This is a genomic window from Bacillus cereus group sp. BfR-BA-01523 (assembly GCF_022662615.1).
GTDB classification, from domain to species: domain Bacteria; phylum Bacillota; class Bacilli; order Bacillales; family Bacillaceae_G; genus Bacillus_A; species Bacillus_A mycoides.
The window spans coordinates 368,860-387,823 of sequence record NZ_JAKUDX010000005.1 but is presented as its reverse complement, the minus strand read 5'-3'; the positions used below and the strand labels follow the sequence as shown (position 1 = coordinate 387,823).

The window sequence follows — 18,964 nt, the reverse complement described above, 5'->3', positions numbered from 1 at the left end:
AAGTCGAGCAACTTAACTATGTTTTTGCTATGTTCGGCTTGCCGAAAGCTAAAAAAACAAGCTATGGGGAAGACTTTCTCCACAGCCTGTTTTCTTGGTCAAATTTATATCAACGATTCTACATGAAATATCAATTAACCAACAAAAAGCTGTTCCAAAACATCTTCGAAACAGCCCCCACAATATATTTACTCGTTATACCTAACCGGCTCATTCCGAATAATGAACAAATGAATCGGCAAGAAAACCGAAAATGTGATTGTATGAATGATCGTAAATAGTATGGAATTCGTTCCGTATCTATCCAAAATAGCATAGATAAGATAAATAGACAGTACAAGTGATACAGCTGTTGCTAATATATATAGAATTGGTACGAAATTAAAGATGAAGCATCCAACATATATGCCAAATACTTTCCACCCTGCTTCTTCTTTCAAGAAATCTGGTAATTTATCTTTCGCTAAATCACCCCATATCTTACTATTTATAAACGGAATAAAAGCAAGAACACCATCAGTTGCACCATCATTTTTCGCCATCGTATAAAGTGCAAAAGCCGTTAACAAATACGAAATAATTGCCCAAATTATTATAACAAGCATAAACGCAAAACTAAGAGCAAAGAAACCTGCTAGTACGCCTTGATCTTCCATCTTATCCTCTCCTCTCTCTTCTCAACATATTTCATTACAGTGCAAGTTATGTTTTAAAATTTAACCAAACTCTTTGTATAATAAGAAGAGAAAGATAATAAGAGAGGAGTACATACCTATGCATCCATTTGTAAAGGCATTACAAGAGCATTTTACAGCTCATCAAAATCCCGAAAAAGCAGAACCGATGGCACGTTATATGAAAAATCACTTCCCGTTTCTCGGTATTCAAACTCCTGAGAGAAGACAGTTATTGAAAGACGTCATTCAAATACATACTCTCCCAGATAAAAAGGACTTCCAAATTATCGTGCGTGAACTTTGGGACCTACCAGAACGTGAATTTCAAGCTGCCGCACTCGATATCATGCAAAAATATAAAAAACACATAAACGAAACTCACATCCCATTTTTAGAAGAACTTATTGTCACAAAATCTTGGTGGGATTCTGTTGATAGCATCGTCCCTACATTTTTAGGTGCTATCTTTTTAAAACATCCAGAATTAATTTCTGCATATATTCCAAAGTGGATTGCATCAGAAAACATATGGTTACAACGTGCCGCTATTTTATTCCAGCTAAAATATAAACAAAAAATGGATGAAGAACTCCTTTTCTGGATTATCGGACAACTACATTCCTCAAAAGAATTTTTCATTCAAAAAGCAATCGGCTGGGTCCTTCGCGAATATGCAAAAACAAAACCAGATGTAGTATGGGAATACGTTCAAAACAACGAACTTGCCTCGCTTAGTAAACGCGAAGCAATTAAGCACATTAAGCAAAATTACGGAATAAATAACGAAAAAATAGGCGAAACTCTATCCTAGGTGGGCACGTTCCTCTATTGAGATTTAAAAAAGAACGTGTTAAAATATGTTCATTATTATTAATATAAGTAGCGATGACGGACTTATAAGTACTTGCATAAAAAGCGATTCAGGGATAGTGAAAGCCTGAAGCTGCGAGGAAACGGCAGTCTCGAGCAATACGTGATAAAGTGGATGCACATTTTGTGTATCAACTAGGGTGGAACCGCGGGCAAACGCTCGTCCCTAGGCGATTAAGCCTTGGGATGAGCGTTTTTTTATGTTTTTTAAAGCATATATTGCTCGTTTCCAAAGTACCCATCACGTCATCGCAAATACGTTAACTTTCAAAAGGAGGATTTTATTATGTATTCAATGGAACAAGTTGTAAACTTAGCGAAACATCGCGGTTTCGTTTTCCCTGGTTCTGAAATTTACGGTGGTCTTGCAAACACATGGGATTACGGTCCACTTGGAATCGAATTAAAAAATAACGTCAAAAAAGCTTGGTGGAAAAAATTCATTCAAGAATCTCCACACAACGTTGGTTTAGATGCTGCTATTTTAATGAACCCAAAAACTTGGATCGCTTCTGGTCACGTTGGTAACTTTAATGATCCAATGATCGACTGTAAAAAATGTAAAGCTCGTCACCGTGCTGACAAATTAATTGAAGATGCATTAGACGTAAAAGGTATCGAAATGGTCGTTGACGGTCTTACTTTCGACCAAATGGCTGACTTAATGAAAGAACATGAAGTAAAATGCCCAGATTGCGGTAGCCAAGAATTCACGGAAATCCGTCAGTTCAACTTAATGTTCAAAACATTCCAAGGTGTTACAGAGTCTAGCACAAACGAAATCTTCCTTCGTCCTGAAACAGCACAAGGTATTTTCGTAAACTTTAAAAACGTACAACGCTCTATGCGTAAAAAACTTCCATTTGGTATCGGCCAAATCGGTAAAAGTTTCCGTAACGAAATCACACCTGGTAACTTCACATTCCGTACACGTGAATTCGAACAAATGGAACTTGAATTCTTCTGTAAGCCTGGTGAAGATTTAGAGTGGTTCGCATTCTGGCGTGAAACTTGTAAAAACTGGTTACTTTCACTTGGTATGACTGAAGAAAGCATGCGTCTTCGTGACCACGGTGAAGACGAATTATCTCACTACAGTAACGCAACAACTGATATTGAATTCAGATTCCCATTCGGTTGGGGCGAACTATGGGGCGTTGCATCTCGTACAGACTTCGATTTAAAACGTCATATGGAACACTCTAACGAAGACTTTAACTATATCGATCCACAAACGAATGAGCGTTACGTGCCTTACTGCATCGAGCCATCTCTAGGTGCAGACCGTGTAACATTAGCATTCTTATGTGATGCATATGAAGAAGAGCAATTAGAAAACGATTCTCGTACAGTTCTTCGTTTCCACCCTGCTTTAGCACCATATAAAGCAGCTATCTTACCATTATCTAAAAAGCTATCTGAAGGTGCTACTGAAGTATTCGCAGAACTAGCTAAAGACTTCATGGTAGACTTTGATGAAACTGGTTCTATCGGTAAACGTTACCGTCGTCAAGACGAAATCGGTACTCCATTCTGTATCACATACGACTTCGACTCTGTTGAAGACAAAGCTGTTACAGTACGTGACCGTGACACAATGGAACAAGTTCGTATGCCAATTAGCGAACTAAAAGGTTTCTTAGAGAAAAAAATCCAGTTCTAATTATAAAAAAGAGGCAGCTCATAAGAGCCGCCTCTTTTCTATTTTTCACGTTTTTCTTTAATTGCTACTGTACATCTTGATATGCATAGTAAATCATCATTTTCATCAATGATGCGAATATCCCAAACCATTGTCGATTGTCCTCTATGTATCGGTGTTCCAATTGCTGTTACAATTCCATCTTGCTTTGAGCGAATATGATTTGCATTAATTTCTAATCCGAAACAAATACATTTTTCTTGATCAATTAAATTGTATGAACCAACACTTGCCACAGTTTCTGCTAATGCAACAGATGCACCGCCATGTAAAAATCCAAACGGCTGATGCGTGCGTTCATCAACAGGCATTGTAGCAACTACTTTATCCTCTGTCATTTCTAACAACTCAATTCCAAGCGAATCCATTAAAGTTTTTGACATATCGTTTTCAACCTCTCTCACTTTAGATCAAATGTATAATTTTACCTGTTTAATTTCAAACTACCTATAACACTTATATAAGGAGGTTTCACCTAAATGAAACAGAAATTTTGTATACTATTGCTTATGTTCTCCTTGCTGACTATTGTACCAAATTGTGCAATAGCAGCCAAAGCATCCAACCTGACAATCAATGTTAAGACTGTAACACAAAAAGGTAAGAAACCTTATATAGAATATCAAATTAATAGGCCTTCCTTTCACAACTTTTCTGATTCAAAATTTCAAAATAAGCTGAATTCCTATTACAAAAACTCTACTACTAAATTTAAAAGTAAATTAGAAAAAGAAGCGAAGAAATATTATGAGGAAACAGAAGGATCTAGCACACCTTTTCATCCATACGTTGCAAATGTTGACTATAAAGTAGCTTTAAACAAACCACCTTTCCTCAGCCTATATGTGAATTACTATCAATATACAGGCGGAGCGCACGGACTGTATACGTGGAAGGCAAATACATTTGATTTAAACGAAAAAAAATTATTACACTTAGACGATTTATTTCAACAAGAGGATAAATATAAAGAAATAATTCGCACAGAGATTGTAAGACAAATTAAACAAAATGAAAGCATTTATTTTCCTGATGCAGTCGAAAAAGTAACGAGCACTAAAAAGTTTCACTACTTTTTAGAACCGGATAATCTTGTAATTTATTTCTCTTTATATGAAATTGCTCCTTATTCAAGCGGAATTCCGCAGTTTCGTATTCCATACACATTGCTTAGAGACTATTTAAAGCCTTCTTATCAAAATATTTTGATTGACAACAAGTAAATATTTTCGCTACGATAATGTTAACCTAAACACAACTGGAGGTTAACATTATGAAGAAGCTTCATGTTTTAGATTTAGCATTAGCTGCCATGTTCGTCGCTCTTATGGCTATTGGTGCAAATATTGTATCGTGGGCACCATTCTTACAAATAGCGGGCATTCCATTATCTATGCAACCATTTTTCGCAATTTTAGGAGGTCTTCTTCTTGGGAGTAGACTTGGTGCATTATCAATGACTGTTTACATGCTTGTTGGAGTAGCAGGTGCGCCAATCTTCGCTAACTTCAAAGCTGGATTTGGAGCACTTTTAGATCCTACTGGTGGTTTTATTATCGCATTTATTATCGTTGCTTACGTATCAGGAAAACTAGTAGAACAAAAAGAACGACCAACATTCAGCACCTTTGCAATTTCTTCTTTCGTCGGAATCATTTTAACGTATATTATCGGTACTACTTATATGTACGGGGCAGTCAATATTTTCATGGGTGGTAATATGAGTTATAAAGCTGCCTGGATGATTATGATGTGGTTCGCAGTAAAGGATATTGCGTTTACAATTATCGGCGCTATTATCGCACCTCGCATATACTATGCTGTTCGTCGTTCCGCTTATCAGCATTCTCATTCGACGATTTCATAATAAACAAGGAGCTGTTCCTATAGGAACAGCTCCTTGTTTATTATATTAAGACTCTTGCTTCATTTGCTCGTCTAAAATTTTCTTCATCATTACTAGCATATCATCACGTAATTCTGGGTGTTGCAATGCCATTTCAATTGTTGTTTGAACAAATCCCAATTTTTCACCAACGTCATAACGCTTTCCTTCGAAGTCGTAAGCAAATACACGTTGAATTTCATTTAAGCTTTGAATTGCATCCGTTAACTGAATTTCGCCGCCCGCTCCAGCTTGTTGCTGTTCCAAGAACATAAAGATTTCAGGAGTTAAAATGTAACGTCCCATAATCGCTAAGTTTGAAGGCGCAGTACCTTGCGTTGGTTTTTCAACGAATTGACGAACTTGATAACGACGTCCCTCTTGCTCTAACGGATCAATAATTCCGTAGCGATGTGTTTCTGCTTCTGGAACAGTTTGTACACCAATAACAGAAGAAAGTGTTTTGTCATACTCGTCCATTAATTGACGTAAACATGGTTTTTCAGCTTGAACGATATCATCGCCTAATAATACTGCAAACGGCTCATCACCAATGAATTTACGTGCGCACCAAACAGCATGTCCTAATCCTTTTGGTTCTTTTTGACGAATGTAATGGATATCTACCATTTTAGAAGAAGCTTGTACTTTTTCAAGTAACTCATACTTTTTCTTCTCTAATAAGTTTTGCTCTAATTCAAATGCGTTATCAAAATGATCTTCGATAGAGCGCTTTCCTTTACCAGTAACGATAATAATATCTTCGATGCCTGATTTTACTGCTTCTTCTACGATGTATTGAATTGTTGGTTTATCTACAATTGGAAGCATTTCTTTTGGCATTGCTTTCGTTGCTGGTAAAAAGCGTGTTCCTAATCCCGCTGCCGGAATAATTGCTTTTCTCACTTTTTTCATGACAAATACCCTCGCTTTTCATTCTAATTCTCTTAGTAAAGTGCAAATTTATAACACTCGCTCGTAATAATCCTCTACATCAAACAAAACTACAAGAAAAGAGGAGGCTGTTCTCCCCTTTTCCTATCAGTAGCACTCTATTCTATTATAAACGATTCATAATATCTTCTTTAATAGTAAGTAACTTTTGTTCACTATTTTGTAAGGAATCATCTTGTACACCAAAGTAGAATTTAATTTTCGGCTCTGTTCCAGATGGACGTAAGCAGAACCAAGAACCATCTTCTAATTGATATTTTAACACATTTGATTTCGGTAAGTGAATCTCTTCCTTATTTCCATCTTGTAACGTTGTAATGATGCTTTCTTTATAATCCTCAACTGCAACGACTGTTAAACCAGCTACTTCTTTCGGAGGATTCTCACGGAATGTTGCCATCATCTTTTGAATCTGTTCGGCACCATCTTTTCCTTTTAACGTTAACGATACAAGGTCCTCACGGAAGAACCCATACTTCTTAAATACTTCTAGCAGACCATTGTATAACGTTTTACCTTGTGATTTGTAGTATGCAGCTACTTCACATGCAAATAGAACTGATTGCACCGCATCTTTATCACGGCAGAATGGACGGATTAAATAACCGTAGCTTTCCTCATAACCGAATTGGAATTCATATTGTCCGCTTTCTTCATACTGTTTAATTTTTTCACCGATAAATTTAAATCCAGTTAACGTATCAACTGTATCTAAACCGTATGCTTTTGCGATTGTACGGCCAATTTCAGACGTTACGATTGTTTTTAAAACAACACCGTTTTCTGGAAGCGTTCCGTTTTCCTTCTTTTGTGATAATAAGTAATCAAGCATTAACGCACCTGTTTGGTTACCAGTTAATACTTGGAACTCACCATCGTGATTGCGAACTGCTACACCTAGACGGTCTGCATCAGGATCTGTTGCGATTAACACGTCTGCGCCTACTTTTTCACCGTCGCGAATTGCATACTCAAACGCTGCATGCTCTTCTGGGTTTGGTGATTTTACTGTAGAGAAGTTTGGATCTGGTAACTCTTGCTCTTTTACAACAGTTACATCTGTAAATCCAACTTCTTCTAAACCACGGCGTACCGAAATATTTGATGTTCCATGCAATGGTGTAAAGACGATTTTTAAATCTTTTCCTACTTCTTTCACCATCTCTTTATTAATAATGACATTGTTCAATTCTGCTGCATACGCATCATCTACTTCTTGTCCAATTATATGTAATAAACCGTCAGCTTTTAATTGCTCCACATCAGCAACTTCAACTGTTAATTCATTCTCTACTGCATTTACGTAGCTAATTAACTCATCAGCTTCCTTTGGAGGCAACTGGCCACCATCTTCACCATATACTTTATAACCGTTATATTCGGGCGGATTATGGCTTGCCGTAAGAACGATTCCACTTGCTGTATGTAAATGACGAACTGCGAAAGAAAGCACTGGTGTTGGACGTAAGCTTTCAAATACATATGTTGTAATACCGTGTGCACCAAGAGTAGCAGCTACTTCCATTGCGAATTCAGGTGATTTATGACGAGAATCATACGCGACAACAACACCGCGTTTTTTCGCTTCTTCACCTAATTTTTCAATAAACATAGCTAATCCTTTTGTTGCTTTACGAACTGTATATACATTTAAACGGTTCGTACCAGCACCAAGTTCACCACGCATACCACCTGTGCCGAACTCTAAATTTTTATAAAAGCTATCCTCGATTTTCTTCTCATCTTGCTTCATGTTTTCTAGCTGTTCTTTTAATTCTGCGTCTAATTCTGCATATGAAAGCCAGCGACTAAATTCTTGTTTCCAATTCATACTTCCATCTCCTCTCGCTTGTCGTACCTTCATTATATGAAAAAAACAACCTGAATCTCAATATTTTTTAAAATCTAGCAGGATTTTACTATAAATATTTGTATACACTATGGTTAAATACTCCACCAAAGGGAATGAGGATTATGCAAGAATGGGGCTTGTCAGAAGAGCTCAAAATAAAAACAAAGCAGATGATTGAAATTGCTGAAAAAGAATTATCAAACATGAAGCATGCAATCGATAAAGAAGATGAATGTATTTTATGTAAAATGGAAGATATTCATCATATGTTAACAAATGTACAGACGTTAGCAGCTACATATTATATTCAAGCATATTTATCACCTTATACGGAAGGTTCACATTTCATCACTACAGCTGTCCAACATTTAAGCGCTCGAAAACACGGTGCTCTTATTATTGTGGAACGAAGTGACGCTCTTGATTCTTTCATTCAAACTGGAACGACATTAAACGCACACTTAACCGCGCCACTACTTGAATCGATTTTTTATCCAGGGAACCCTCTTCATGACGGAGCCGTTCTCATTAAAAATAATCATATTGTCTCAGCAGCTAATATTCTCCCATTAACAAAAAGCATGGAAATCAATCCTGAGCTAGGAACACGTCATAGGGCTGCAATTGGCTTATCCGAGAAAATTGATGCACTTATATTAGTTGTCTCTGAGGAAACAGGGCGTACTTCATTCGCTTTAGGTGGGACGTTATATACGATTTCTTTATAGGACGAATCTTTAGCTATGTAGCACTTTTTGGAACGGTAAAATAGTAAATGAAATTATATTAACCGTAACTCCAAATATATCGACTTACCGACAAAAACTGACAATAGTCATACCATATCAATAAGAAAAGGCTATCCCAAAAATTTGAGACAGCCTTTTCTTCAAAAATTATTCTTCTCCGAAACGCTCAACAAGTGTTGCAAGTGTACGCACCATTGCACCTGTTGCTCCAGATGGTCCTAAATCATGTGCTCCTGATGTTTCAGATGTTCCAGCGATATCTAAGTGTACCCATGGTGTTTCTTCTGCAAATTCACCAAGGAATGCCCCAGCCATAACCGCATGTCCTTCACGGCCTGGTGAGTTATTTAAATCAGCAAATTTACTGTTTTTGACACGTTCTTTATCACGTTCAAAAATCGGCAATTGCCAAATTGGCTCATCCGTTTCCATAGAAGCCTCTAACACTTGTTCAAACAATTCTTCATTATTTGTCATCGCGCCTGTTGTATGATTTCCAAGTGCAACAATTACACCGCCTGTTAATGTTGCAACATCAACTAAGTAATTTGCGCCAAGTTTCTTCGCATACGTAATACCGTCAGCTAACGCTAGGCGACCTTCTGCATCTGTATTTAATACTTCAATTGTTTTTCCGCTCATAGATGTAATAACATCATCTGGCTTAAATGCTGTACCACTTACAACATTGTCAGTTGATGGAATAACAGCAATTACATTTTGCTCTGGGCGAAGTTCACCGATGATCTCCATCGCGCCAAGAACAGCTGCAGCTCCGCCCATATCACCTTTCATACCAACCATGCCTTCACGTGGTTTTAAAGAATAACCGCCTGTATCATATGTAATCCCTTTTCCAACAAATCCAATTACATCTTTCCACTCTTCTTTTCCTTTATAAATAAGAGCGATCATTTTTGGCGGTTCAGTAGATCCTTGGTTTACTGCAAGTAATGCACCCATACCAAGCTCTTCCATCTCTTCTTTCTCAAGAACCTTATAATCCATATCGTATTTTTCTGCTAATTCAACTGCATACTCAGCAAGCTTTGTCGCTGTTAATACGTTTGGCGGCATATTTACAAGCGTACGAGCTGAATTCGTTGCACGTCCATGTACGTATCCTACCGTTAATGCAGCTTCAATTTCTTGTGCATCTTCCGCTGTAATAGCCGTGAACTTCTCTAGTTCCACACGATCCTTTTTATCTGATTTATACGTTTGTAACTCATATGTACCAAGACCTTGTACTTCTGCTGCAATATGAGCTACATCAATCGCATCTAATTTCTCTGTTACGAAAGAATCAAGCAAGATTGCTGCATCTTGTACTTTTGCTGCTTGTAACGCTTTAAACGCCTTACCAAGAGCAGCACGTAACGTTTCCGTTGTATATGACTCTTTCTTACCTAAACCAACAAAATAATAACGTTTAACATTTGTTTTTCCTAAGCTATGTACTTTTGAAATGGCTTTCTTCTTAGTTGAAAGTTCTTTTTCTTCTAATAAAACTTGTAATTGTCCTTCAAACTCTTTATCCAGTTCTTGTACAAAGCTACTCGTTTTATCTTCTTCAAATAAGGCAACAATTACCGCTTCATGACTTACTAATTCTTTTTGTACTTGAAACATGTTCAGACCCCCTAAATTTCTCTACGTCCATTATAACTTTATTTTCGATAAAATGCGACAATTCTAAATTCTGTCATTTCATATAAAGTGAAACTTTAATCAGCCCGCACCAATCGGGCGTTTACGGGCAGCAGGGCTCCCCCCTAACTTCTTTGCCCCAGCTGAATTTTGAGGTGGGAGTTTTACCGGCCGCAAATAGCAGGATAAAGATGCTATCTCCAATATCTTCTATGGTGAAATAAGACAAGAAAAAAGTCTAGCGTTATTGCCACTAGACTATCTTTGTTTTAAATATTGTCCACGAAACACTTGCATCGTTTCGTCTTGATTTAACATCGTTAACTCTTCTTCCGAAAACTTGCCATTTCCTATTTTCACTATATACACATTTACTTTTTTCTTACCCCATTGGCTATAAACATCTTTCACCGTATCATAATATAAATCGAGACGATTTCCTTTTATAGCACCGCCCTTATCAGCTACAACACCATATCCGTAACCTGGCACGAATAGAATTGTCCCAAGCGGGAATACGCGTAAATCGGCAGCGATTGTGGAATATAAATCCCTTTTTGCTTTAACACCTGAATATGTAATGCCATACTCTGGATGCCCCGGCCTCTTTCCAGTTGACTCTATACCTGATGTATAACCAGTTGCAGTCATTTCTATAACACGATATTTAGACCAGTCATTTGCCTGTTCTAAAGCATTTATCACTTCTTTACTCGGAGCAATTTTTTTCTCAATTTCTGCTGCATGTACTTCTTTTACACTTGTTCCTTCATATGATTTTATAATCTCTACTAAAGAAACTCCTGTGAAAGCCTGCCATGTTACGCATAATGCGAATGCAAGTAAACAAGTCATCATAATGCGAATACAATATCGTTTTAACATTTTTATATTCCACACTCCTTCATCGTTAATCATTCCCTATACGATGAAGGAATATGCAAAAAAATAATCTCCAAATTGATTGGAGATTAAAACATTTGATATCCACTTTTCCGAAGTTTTTTAATTATAATTCCTGCTAAAGCAGCACCTACTAATCCAGTAGATAGAATAAACACATCTGCGTGTCCTAAATGCGATACACTTGTCCCAAATGAAGAAAATGTTTCTTTTGGCTTTGAAAAATAGTCCCATACACTCGCTTTATTAATAATAAGCATACAAATAATCGGATATACAATAACCATTACCCACGTAGCTCGCAAAATCATGTTGAGTAAAAATCCAATTCCAAAAAATAAAATAAAGAACAACATCATTGAAATAAGTAGTACCGGTATACTCACTTCTTCTCCCTCTCCTTCGCATAAGCCGTAAACACATGATAAGCCGTATAACCAAATTGCTCTCCTGGATTTAATGTTTTGTCCATTTCAAAATGCGACTCTGCTCTTCCTTCTAATAAATATTTGATGAGTACAGAAGTATTTTGATCATCTGCAATATTTTCCGGATGTAAAAAAGCTACTTCCGACAATTCTTTCTCCTGTACGATAACGTCTTCTCCCTCTGGCTCTAGAAGAAAAATAATCATATTATCACTAATTTCATTATGAATAACACCTGAGCGAATACCAATAATACCCTTTACATGAGCAACAATGCCTGTCTCTTCCAAAATTTCACGTTTCACAGCTTCATCAACAGTCTCACCTTCATTAACAAAACCAGCAGGTAAAGACCATTGCCCTTTCAATCCACCGTATTTTTTCTTAACGAATAGCCATCTCCCATCTTCTGTAGCTACTAAGCCACTGACAGCTAACCACACTTTCCCTCGCTTCCCCATGATATAACCTCCTCCATCAAAACGAACAGAATATTCTTTCTTTTTTATATATTATACTATATTTTCAATACGAAAAAAGCAGAAACAGCTCATAGCTGTTTCTGCTTTTTCTACTATATATTAAAAGAACTTCAATTTACCTTTTTTAAGAACTAATAAAGGTCCGCCTAGTAAGAATAAGTAACGGTTATCGATTACTTTCTTCATGAATGAAGCTTTCCAACCTGTTAACTTTTTACCCATAACAACGCCCATTGCATCGTCATGACCTAATGAACATACAGATCCTTTATTATCAAATGCGAACTTTTTCATTTCACCTTTGCCACGAACTAACACAGTTAAATTGTGTGCAATATTATAACCTTCTTGAATTGCAATCTGTGCTGTTGGTGGGTATGGACGGTTAATTTCTTCGTTGATGATTAACGCTGCATCACCAACCATGAATACATCTTCATGACCCGGAGCGTGCATGTACTCATCCACTTTAATACGTCCGCGCATTGCTTCAAATCCAGACTCTTCCACAATACCATTACCACGAACACCTGCAGCCCAAACTACAGTTTCAGATTTAAGAAGTTCAGCATCATCACCGTTGGCAACGATAATACCTTCTTCAGTTGCTTCCTTAATTGCTGTACCGATGCGGAATTCTACACCTTTTTTCTCAAGTTGTTTTACAGCGTACTCTACTAATGCTGGATCGAAACCAGGAAGTGCTGTTGGAGCAGCTTCTACACAGATGATACGTGCTTTTTCACGTGGAACATCGTACTCTTTGCAAAGTTCAGGAATACGGTTTGCAAGCTCACCTACGTACTCGATACCAGTAAATCCAGCGCCACCAACAACGATTGTTACTAACTCATCACGTTTTTCAGTCGCATATTGAGCGAATTTTTCTTCCATATGCTCACGAATTTGACGAGTTGCATTAATGTTAGTGATTGAGAATGCATGCTCTTTTAATCCTTTAATTCCGAACGTTTCTGATTCGAAACCAAGACCGATTACTAAGTAATCATACTCTAATTCACCATCTTTTAAGATAATACGTTTTTCAGCAGCTTTAATCTCTACTACTGTATCTTGTACAAAGTTCACTTTATTTGTATCGATAACGTCTTGAATATCTAGACAGATTTTATCATCTTGTAATGTACCAGCTGCACTCTCATGTAACCAAGTTGCTTGGTAGTGATAGCTGTTGTTGTTTACTAACGTAATTTCAGCTTCACTTACAGATAATGTTTTTTGCAGACGAACAGTCGTAATCATCCCGCCATAACCTGCACCTAAAACTACGATTTTTGGAGTCTTCACTAAATCACAACCCTTTTCTTTATATAATAGTAATAAAAAATAATACCAAGTACTAAAAACTCTATTTGTCAAGAATGTGGAATTTATCACATTCTATATCATAACAAAACGCAGTCAAAAAATCGTACGAAATTTGTCATAGAAATTTAACATAATACTTCCCTATATTAGTCGGTTTCATTCCATAATTCAAGCACCTAGAGAATTATCAATATTTTAAAATAACATAGCGTTTTCAAGGGTTTTTTAGCCTTTTTTTCATGTATTTTCCTTTCGCTATATTTTATACAATTCTAAAACATCTATGCGCAAACTTACTTATTATTCAGTCGTTTTCAGAAGTATTATTAACTGAAATATGCTATCATTTATTTGAAAGTGTCACCATTTGCAGGATTTTCATGTACATATGAACAATATATGAAATCAATATTAAAATTCCATCATCTATAGGGGGAATGAAAATGACAGAAAATCAAAAAGTTTACGACATAACGATTATTGGTGGTGGCCCAACAGGACTATTCACCGCATTTTATGGCGGAATGAGACAAGCAAGTGTAAAAATTATTGAAAGCTTACCTCAACTTGGAGGGCAATTATCCGCGCTATATCCCGAAAAATATATTTATGATGTAGCTGGATTCCCAAAAGTGCGCGCACAAGAGTTAGTTGATAACTTAAAAGAACAAATGAAAAAGTTCGATCCAACCGTTTGCTTAGAAGAAGCTGTTGATACTCTTGAAAAACAAGCTGACGGTATATTTAAGCTTGTTACAAATAAACAAACTCACTACTCTAAATCTGTCATTATTACTGCTGGTAATGGTGCTTTCCAACCACGCCGCTTAGAATTAGAAGGCACAGCAAAATATGAAAAGAAAAACTTACATTATTTCGTTGATGATATGAATAAATTTGCTGGAAGACGCGTCGTTGTATTCGGCGGTGGTGACTCAGCAGTAGATTGGACAATGATGTTAGAACCGATTGCGGACAAAGTTACAATTGCTCATCGCCGCGATAAATTCCGTGCACATGAACATAGCGTAGAAAGCTTAATGAATTCCCGTGCAGAAGTAAGCACACCTTACGTTCCAGTTGAACTTATCGGTGATGATACTATTGAACAAGTTGTTCTTCAGCACGTAAAAACAGAAGAAAAAATTATCATCGATGTTGATGACGTAATCGTAAACTACGGCTTCGTTTCTTCACTTGGTCCAATTAAAAATTGGGGCTTAGATATTCAAAAAAACAGCATCCTCGTGAACTCAAAAATGGAAACAAATATTCCTGGCATTTACGCTGCTGGTGACATTTGTACATATGAAGGAAAAGTAAAACTCATTGCTTGCGGCTTTGGTGAAGCACCGACAGCAGTAAACAATGCAAAAGCTTACTTCGATCCAAACGCAAAACTTCAACCAATGCATAGCTCAAGTATGTTTTAATATAGAAATGAAAAGAGCTCCTTTTACATGAAGGGAGTTCTTTTGATACTCTCTCTTTTTCCTAACTAAAATACATCGCAATTTGATAAAAGACACTATTCCCTTCCAAAATATGTTACAATAAAACAGAACGTACGTTTCATTTAATAAAGGGAGGTTTTATTAATGAAAGAACCTATTATCGTAAAAAAAGAAGCTTTCCAAGCAATCGGTGTTTCTATTACAACTACAAACGAAAAAGAAGCATCAACTGAAGGAAAGATTCCGATGCTTTGGAATCGCTACTTCCAAGAACAAATCATGCATCAAATTCCAAATCAACAAACAAAAGAAACATTCGCTTTCTACTCAAACTACGAATCGGATGAAACTGGTACATATCAATTTACTATTGGCATGCCTGTTTCTTCATTAGAAGACGTTCCTGAAAATATGACAGCCTTAACAATACCTGCCGCAACGTATGCGGTATTTACAACGAGAAAAGGTCTTGTGTCTGAAGTCGTTTGTGAAGCTTGGGAATATATTTGGCAATGGTCGAAAGAAAACAAACGTGCTTTTACAACAGACTTTGAGCTTTATGACGAAAATGCAGTAGATCCAAATAACGTACAAGTGGATATTTATATTGCCTTAGCGTGAATGACAAAAAAGAAGATACCCTTTGGTATCTTCTTTTTTGTCGTTAAATAGCCACTGTGCAAATTCATTATTATTGTCTACAATGAGAAAGTGCAGTATAGAAATATTAGAAACTGTATAAAACGATTGTTAATAGGTTTTTTAGTCTAAATTTGGTACATAGAAAGGAAGCAATATGGAGGAACTACAACAAAATAAATCTGCTTTAGAAGGAAGCGGAAAACCGTTATTAAAAAATACGAACTTCCTTTTTCTTTGGGCAGCTACTCTCTTTTCAAGTTTTGCTTTAGCCTTTTTTACTTTTTCACAAACATGGTACATAGCAAAAACATTAAACCTTGAGGCTTCACTCGGTATTGTTTTCGTGGCTCTTAGTGTTCCAAGACTCATCTTTATGATTATCGGCGGAGCATTAGCTGATAAATTCCCGAAAAAAAATATTATGTTTTACTCTAATATTATTCGCGCTATTCTTGTCGCAACCATTCTCACCTGGTTCATCGTCGGTGATGTAACACTATATACATTTGCTTTGTTTGCTTTGTTCTTCGGACTTGCTGACGCTTTCTTCTGGTCAGCAGATGGATCTATTCTGCCTGAACTTGTAGAAAAAAGCCGTTTAACACAAGCAAATTCACTTACTCAAATGACAAACCAAGGATCCGTCATCTTGGGCCCTGTACTTGGCGGTATTCTCATTAAATTTACGAACTATGAAACAATCTTTTCAATTACAATCCTGCTACTCATTATCGCAGCGATACTCGTTCAAAAAATACAATTTACAGTACCCGAAAAAAATGAAACAGATAAAGGCATGTTTACTTCTATTAAAGAGGGAATTTCATATGTAAAAGAATCACCATTTCTTTCAACTTTCCTTATATGTAGCGCCTTTTTAAATTTATTTTTAATCGGCCCAATGCAAGTAGGCTTCCCGCTCTTCGTCAAAAACGTCCTGCACGGTGATTCACTTCAGTTTAGTTACTTAGAAGCGTCTGTTGGCGGCGGGATGGCGATAGGAGCTGTCATTGTCGGATTAAAAAACATTAACCGCAGACGCGGTCTATTTTGTATTATCATGATGCTACTGTCTGGTGTATTCTTCCTAGCCATCAACTTTAGCACCGTACTTTGGCAAGCGTTATTAGCTGGAATGTTTTACGGTATTACAATTGCGATGGCTATCGTTCCACTTATGGCAATGATTCAATCAACAGTAAAAGAAGAGATGATGGGACGCGTTATGAGCTTACTCATGCTTTCATCGATGGGATTCATTCCGCTCTCTTACGCATTTACATCGCTTGCACTTGGGATAGGCATTCCAATTGTAACGGTTATGAAAAGCGGTGCAATCGCTGTTATCGTCTTTGTACTATTTGTAGCAATTCGTGTTCCAGTTGTAAGAAAGTTCGATTAGCTACTTGGAGTCATGTATTATACGCATGGCTCTTTTTTAAATGGATCGAATAACGGTATTCCCTTACTTCTCCTTAATGCCGCTCCCCACTCTAATCCAATTTCTAAAAATAAATCTCGCATCGTACTATACAATAGTGCTCCAACATCTTTACGAATTTCTCCGTACTTATACGCTCTCACAACACTTTTCACCCGCCAAATTAAATTTCCATACGCTTCTTCATCAGCTAATATCCCCTCTAATAAAGCACCTTGCTCTAGTAATCCGCTCTTTTTATAAGCAAGTTCCACCTTACTCCAAAATATATTAATCTTCTTCGGATTACTCGTCATCGGCACCAGTGCATATATAAAAGGCTTCGGTATATCGTGACGACAATACGTTTCATCAAGCTCGTACGTTACTTTTCTTTTATCTTTTATTTGTGGAATGTTTTTAGAAAGAATTGTTTCCTCCTCATTTTTTTGCTCGTTTCCACTACAGCCATCTGTACGATCATCACTTTCACATGCGGACATTTTCATACGGTCATCCATGCGGTCAATTGCAGATTTAAGAAATACATATAAGTTTGCACTATATCCCCCGCGCTTATATCTTTCTTTTGTCGCAACACGTTTTATAATCCCTAGTTCCTCTAACTTTGCAATCGAGCGGCGTACCGTACGAATACTCTTTCCAACATTTGTAGCAATCGTCTCCATTAACGGACAAGCAACTCCCACTGTTTTCTGTTTCTCATTCACTGCATACTTTCCTAAAAAATGAATAATGATAGAATCCGTTTTATTCAATTGAAATCGATAGCACTTCAAAACTTGTTTTTGATATGTATTAAACTCTTCTTTACTTCGAAATTGACTATATGGTTTCATTAAATTATATAAGCTTCCCATTTTTATCACCTTACTTATAGGTAAGAAATAGGAAGAGAAATTGGCGTGATATTTAATATTTTTTATCCCGCATTAACGGACAGTAAGACTCCCACCTCCAGATTCGGCGAATGCGAGGAGGTTACTGCCCGTAAAAGCCCGATTGGTGAAGGCTAATAATCAGTGGGGGATGGACAAAACCCCCACTGATTAAAATTTAACTTTATTGGAGATGAAAATATGATTGTAATTAGTGCTTGTTTAGGTGGTATTGCTTGTCGGTATGACGGTAACGATAATCTCGTTTCAAAAATAGAAGAGTTATTACAAAGGGAAGATACCATCCTCGTTTGTCCCGAAGTATTAGGCGGTTTACCAACACCACGCCCTTCTGCTGAAATTATCGGCGGTAATGGCGATGATGTTTTAGATGGAAAAGCAAAAGTAATGACGAAAAAAGGACAAGATGTCACGGAAGCTTTCGTGCGTGGTGCTTATAAAGCATTAGAACAAATAAAAGCTTTAAACCCAGAATATATAATTTTAAAAGAACGCAGTCCATCTTGTGGTAGTTCTACTATTTACACAGGGGAATTTAACGGCAATAAACAAACTGGTTACGGAGTGACAACTGCTTTATTCAAAAGGCATGGATTTAAAGTAATTTCAGAAGAGGATTTTGAGAACGAAAAAAGGAATTGACCCTGTTCGTCAATTCCTTTTTTCTGTCTTATTTCACACCTAATTTTTCTTTCACTTTCGCAGGAAGCTCGTCTTTCTTCACTTCTTCCCAAGCAGATACACCCTTTTTATCTGAATGATATACACGTAGGAATGCTTCTTTACGAAGATTTTTTTGCGCTATGAATTCTAATTCTTTCTCTTTACCGTCTTTATCAAAACCAGTTAGTTTATATTCGTAATCTTTAAACGTCTCACCATTATCAGCTTTACTATGATATTCTTTTCCATCTACTGTAATTTGAACGTAATACTCATCTTTACCCATACGGTTTAAATCACAGCCAACTAATAGGCTTGCAAATACGACTAAAATACTAAAAAGTGCAATATATCTTTTCAATTCCTTCACCTCATATGTTTTTC

The 18,964-nt window shown here is 36.8% G+C and carries 20 protein-coding genes; 9 read left to right on the top strand and 11 right to left on the bottom strand.

What is annotated here, in order from left to right; genetic code table 11:
* Window positions 1-188 precede the first annotated feature (188 nt).
* A complete protein-coding gene (locus MR066_RS16655; protein ID WP_002034556.1) occupies window positions 189-656 on the bottom strand; it encodes a hypothetical protein in 468 nt (155 codons plus the stop codon).
* A 118-nt stretch (window positions 657-774) separates the two neighbouring features.
* Between MR066_RS16655 and MR066_RS16650 the strand changes: the two genes are divergently transcribed.
* Window positions 775-1,488, top strand: coding sequence for a DNA alkylation repair protein (locus MR066_RS16650; protein ID WP_002034554.1), 714 nt, complete (start codon window positions 775-777; stop codon window positions 1,486-1,488).
* Window positions 1,489-1,833: 345 nt separating this feature from the next.
* Window positions 1,834-3,210 (top strand): glycine--tRNA ligase, encoded by a 1,377-nt coding sequence (locus tag MR066_RS16645; protein WP_002034552.1) that lies wholly within the window; start codon window positions 1,834-1,836, stop codon window positions 3,208-3,210.
* 38 nt (window positions 3,211-3,248) lie between these two features.
* On the opposite strand, the gene MR066_RS16640 is transcribed toward MR066_RS16645, so the two are convergent.
* Window positions 3,249-3,632: a hotdog fold thioesterase gene (locus tag MR066_RS16640; RefSeq protein WP_002145111.1), complete on the bottom strand. Its 384-nt coding sequence runs from the start codon at window positions 3,630-3,632 to the stop codon at window positions 3,249-3,251.
* Between the two features lie 96 nt (window positions 3,633-3,728).
* Between MR066_RS16640 and MR066_RS16635 the strand changes: the two genes are divergently transcribed.
* Window positions 3,729-4,472 carry a DUF3298 and DUF4163 domain-containing protein gene (locus tag MR066_RS16635; RefSeq protein ID WP_002129698.1) on the top strand — a complete coding sequence of 248 codons (744 nt, stop codon included), beginning with the start codon at window positions 3,729-3,731 and terminating at the stop codon, window positions 4,470-4,472.
* A gap of 50 nt (window positions 4,473-4,522) precedes the next feature.
* Window positions 4,523-5,116, top strand: coding sequence for a biotin transporter BioY (locus MR066_RS16630; protein WP_016120984.1), 594 nt, complete (start codon window positions 4,523-4,525; stop codon window positions 5,114-5,116).
* 45 nt (window positions 5,117-5,161) lie between these two features.
* On the opposite strand, the gene galU is transcribed toward MR066_RS16630, so the two are convergent.
* Window positions 5,162-6,049 carry a UTP--glucose-1-phosphate uridylyltransferase GalU gene (galU, locus tag MR066_RS16625; RefSeq protein WP_002191055.1) on the bottom strand — a complete coding sequence of 296 codons (888 nt, stop codon included), beginning with the start codon at window positions 6,047-6,049 and terminating at the stop codon, window positions 5,162-5,164.
* Window positions 6,050-6,194: 145 nt separating this feature from the next.
* Window positions 6,195-7,919, bottom strand: a complete 1,725-nt coding sequence (locus tag MR066_RS16620) for a phospho-sugar mutase (RefSeq protein WP_242247776.1) — start codon at window positions 7,917-7,919, stop codon at window positions 6,195-6,197.
* A 143-nt stretch (window positions 7,920-8,062) separates the two neighbouring features.
* On the opposite strand from MR066_RS16620, the gene cdaS reads away from it, so the two are divergent.
* A complete protein-coding gene (gene cdaS / locus MR066_RS16615) occupies window positions 8,063-8,668 on the top strand; it encodes a sporulation-specific diadenylate cyclase CdaS (RefSeq protein ID WP_242247798.1) in 606 nt (201 codons plus the stop codon).
* A gap of 168 nt (window positions 8,669-8,836) precedes the next feature.
* Here the strand turns inward: cdaS and pepA are convergent, their stop codons facing one another.
* The 5 genes from pepA to MR066_RS16590 all read right to left on the bottom strand — a co-directional run bounded on the left by pepA (window position 8,837) and on the right by MR066_RS16590 (window position 13,460).
* A complete protein-coding gene (gene pepA / locus MR066_RS16610; RefSeq protein WP_242247775.1) occupies window positions 8,837-10,321 on the bottom strand; it encodes a cytosol aminopeptidase in 1,485 nt (494 codons plus the stop codon).
* A 276-nt stretch (window positions 10,322-10,597) separates the two neighbouring features.
* Window positions 10,598-11,224: a 3D domain-containing protein gene (locus tag MR066_RS16605; RefSeq protein ID WP_033709844.1), complete on the bottom strand. Its 627-nt coding sequence runs from the start codon at window positions 11,222-11,224 to the stop codon at window positions 10,598-10,600.
* An 86-nt stretch (window positions 11,225-11,310) separates the two neighbouring features.
* On the bottom strand, window positions 11,311-11,628 hold the full coding sequence (locus MR066_RS16600; RefSeq protein WP_002089308.1) for a YuiB family protein: 318 nt from the start codon (window positions 11,626-11,628) through the stop codon (window positions 11,311-11,313).
* Window positions 11,625-12,131, bottom strand: a complete 507-nt coding sequence (locus tag MR066_RS16595; RefSeq protein ID WP_002015875.1) for an NUDIX hydrolase — start codon at window positions 12,129-12,131, stop codon at window positions 11,625-11,627. Before MR066_RS16595 ends, MR066_RS16600 begins: the two co-directional genes overlap by 4 nt.
* A gap of 120 nt (window positions 12,132-12,251) precedes the next feature.
* On the bottom strand, window positions 12,252-13,460 hold the full coding sequence (locus MR066_RS16590) for an NAD(P)/FAD-dependent oxidoreductase (protein ID WP_002067919.1): 1,209 nt from the start codon (window positions 13,458-13,460) through the stop codon (window positions 12,252-12,254).
* Window positions 13,461-13,924: 464 nt separating this feature from the next.
* On the opposite strand from MR066_RS16590, the gene MR066_RS16585 reads away from it, so the two are divergent.
* The 3 genes from MR066_RS16585 to MR066_RS16575 all read left to right on the top strand — a co-directional run bounded on the left by MR066_RS16585 (window position 13,925) and on the right by MR066_RS16575 (window position 16,979).
* On the top strand, window positions 13,925-14,914 hold the full coding sequence (locus MR066_RS16585) for an NAD(P)/FAD-dependent oxidoreductase (RefSeq protein WP_012261913.1): 990 nt from the start codon (window positions 13,925-13,927) through the stop codon (window positions 14,912-14,914).
* 165 nt (window positions 14,915-15,079) lie between these two features.
* A complete protein-coding gene (locus MR066_RS16580) occupies window positions 15,080-15,556 on the top strand; it encodes a GyrI-like domain-containing protein (protein ID WP_242247774.1) in 477 nt (158 codons plus the stop codon).
* Window positions 15,557-15,731: 175 nt separating this feature from the next.
* Window positions 15,732-16,979: an MFS transporter gene (locus MR066_RS16575; protein WP_002034542.1), complete on the top strand. Its 1,248-nt coding sequence runs from the start codon at window positions 15,732-15,734 to the stop codon at window positions 16,977-16,979.
* Window positions 16,980-16,996: 17 nt separating this feature from the next.
* On the opposite strand, the gene MR066_RS16570 is transcribed toward MR066_RS16575, so the two are convergent.
* Window positions 16,997-17,878 carry a helix-turn-helix domain-containing protein gene (locus tag MR066_RS16570; RefSeq protein WP_242247769.1) on the bottom strand — a complete coding sequence of 294 codons (882 nt, stop codon included), beginning with the start codon at window positions 17,876-17,878 and terminating at the stop codon, window positions 16,997-16,999.
* Between the two features lie 219 nt (window positions 17,879-18,097).
* On the opposite strand from MR066_RS16570, the gene MR066_RS16565 reads away from it, so the two are divergent.
* Window positions 18,098-18,559: a 2-thiouracil desulfurase family protein gene (locus tag MR066_RS16565; RefSeq protein WP_242247768.1), complete on the top strand. Its 462-nt coding sequence runs from the start codon at window positions 18,098-18,100 to the stop codon at window positions 18,557-18,559.
* 28 nt (window positions 18,560-18,587) lie between these two features.
* Here MR066_RS16565 and MR066_RS16560 read toward each other — a convergent pair whose 3' ends face one another.
* Entirely contained in the window at window positions 18,588-18,941 is a 354-nt protein-coding gene (locus MR066_RS16560) for a YxeA family protein (protein WP_016102206.1), read from the bottom strand.
* Between the last annotated feature and the right edge of the window lie 23 nt (window positions 18,942-18,964).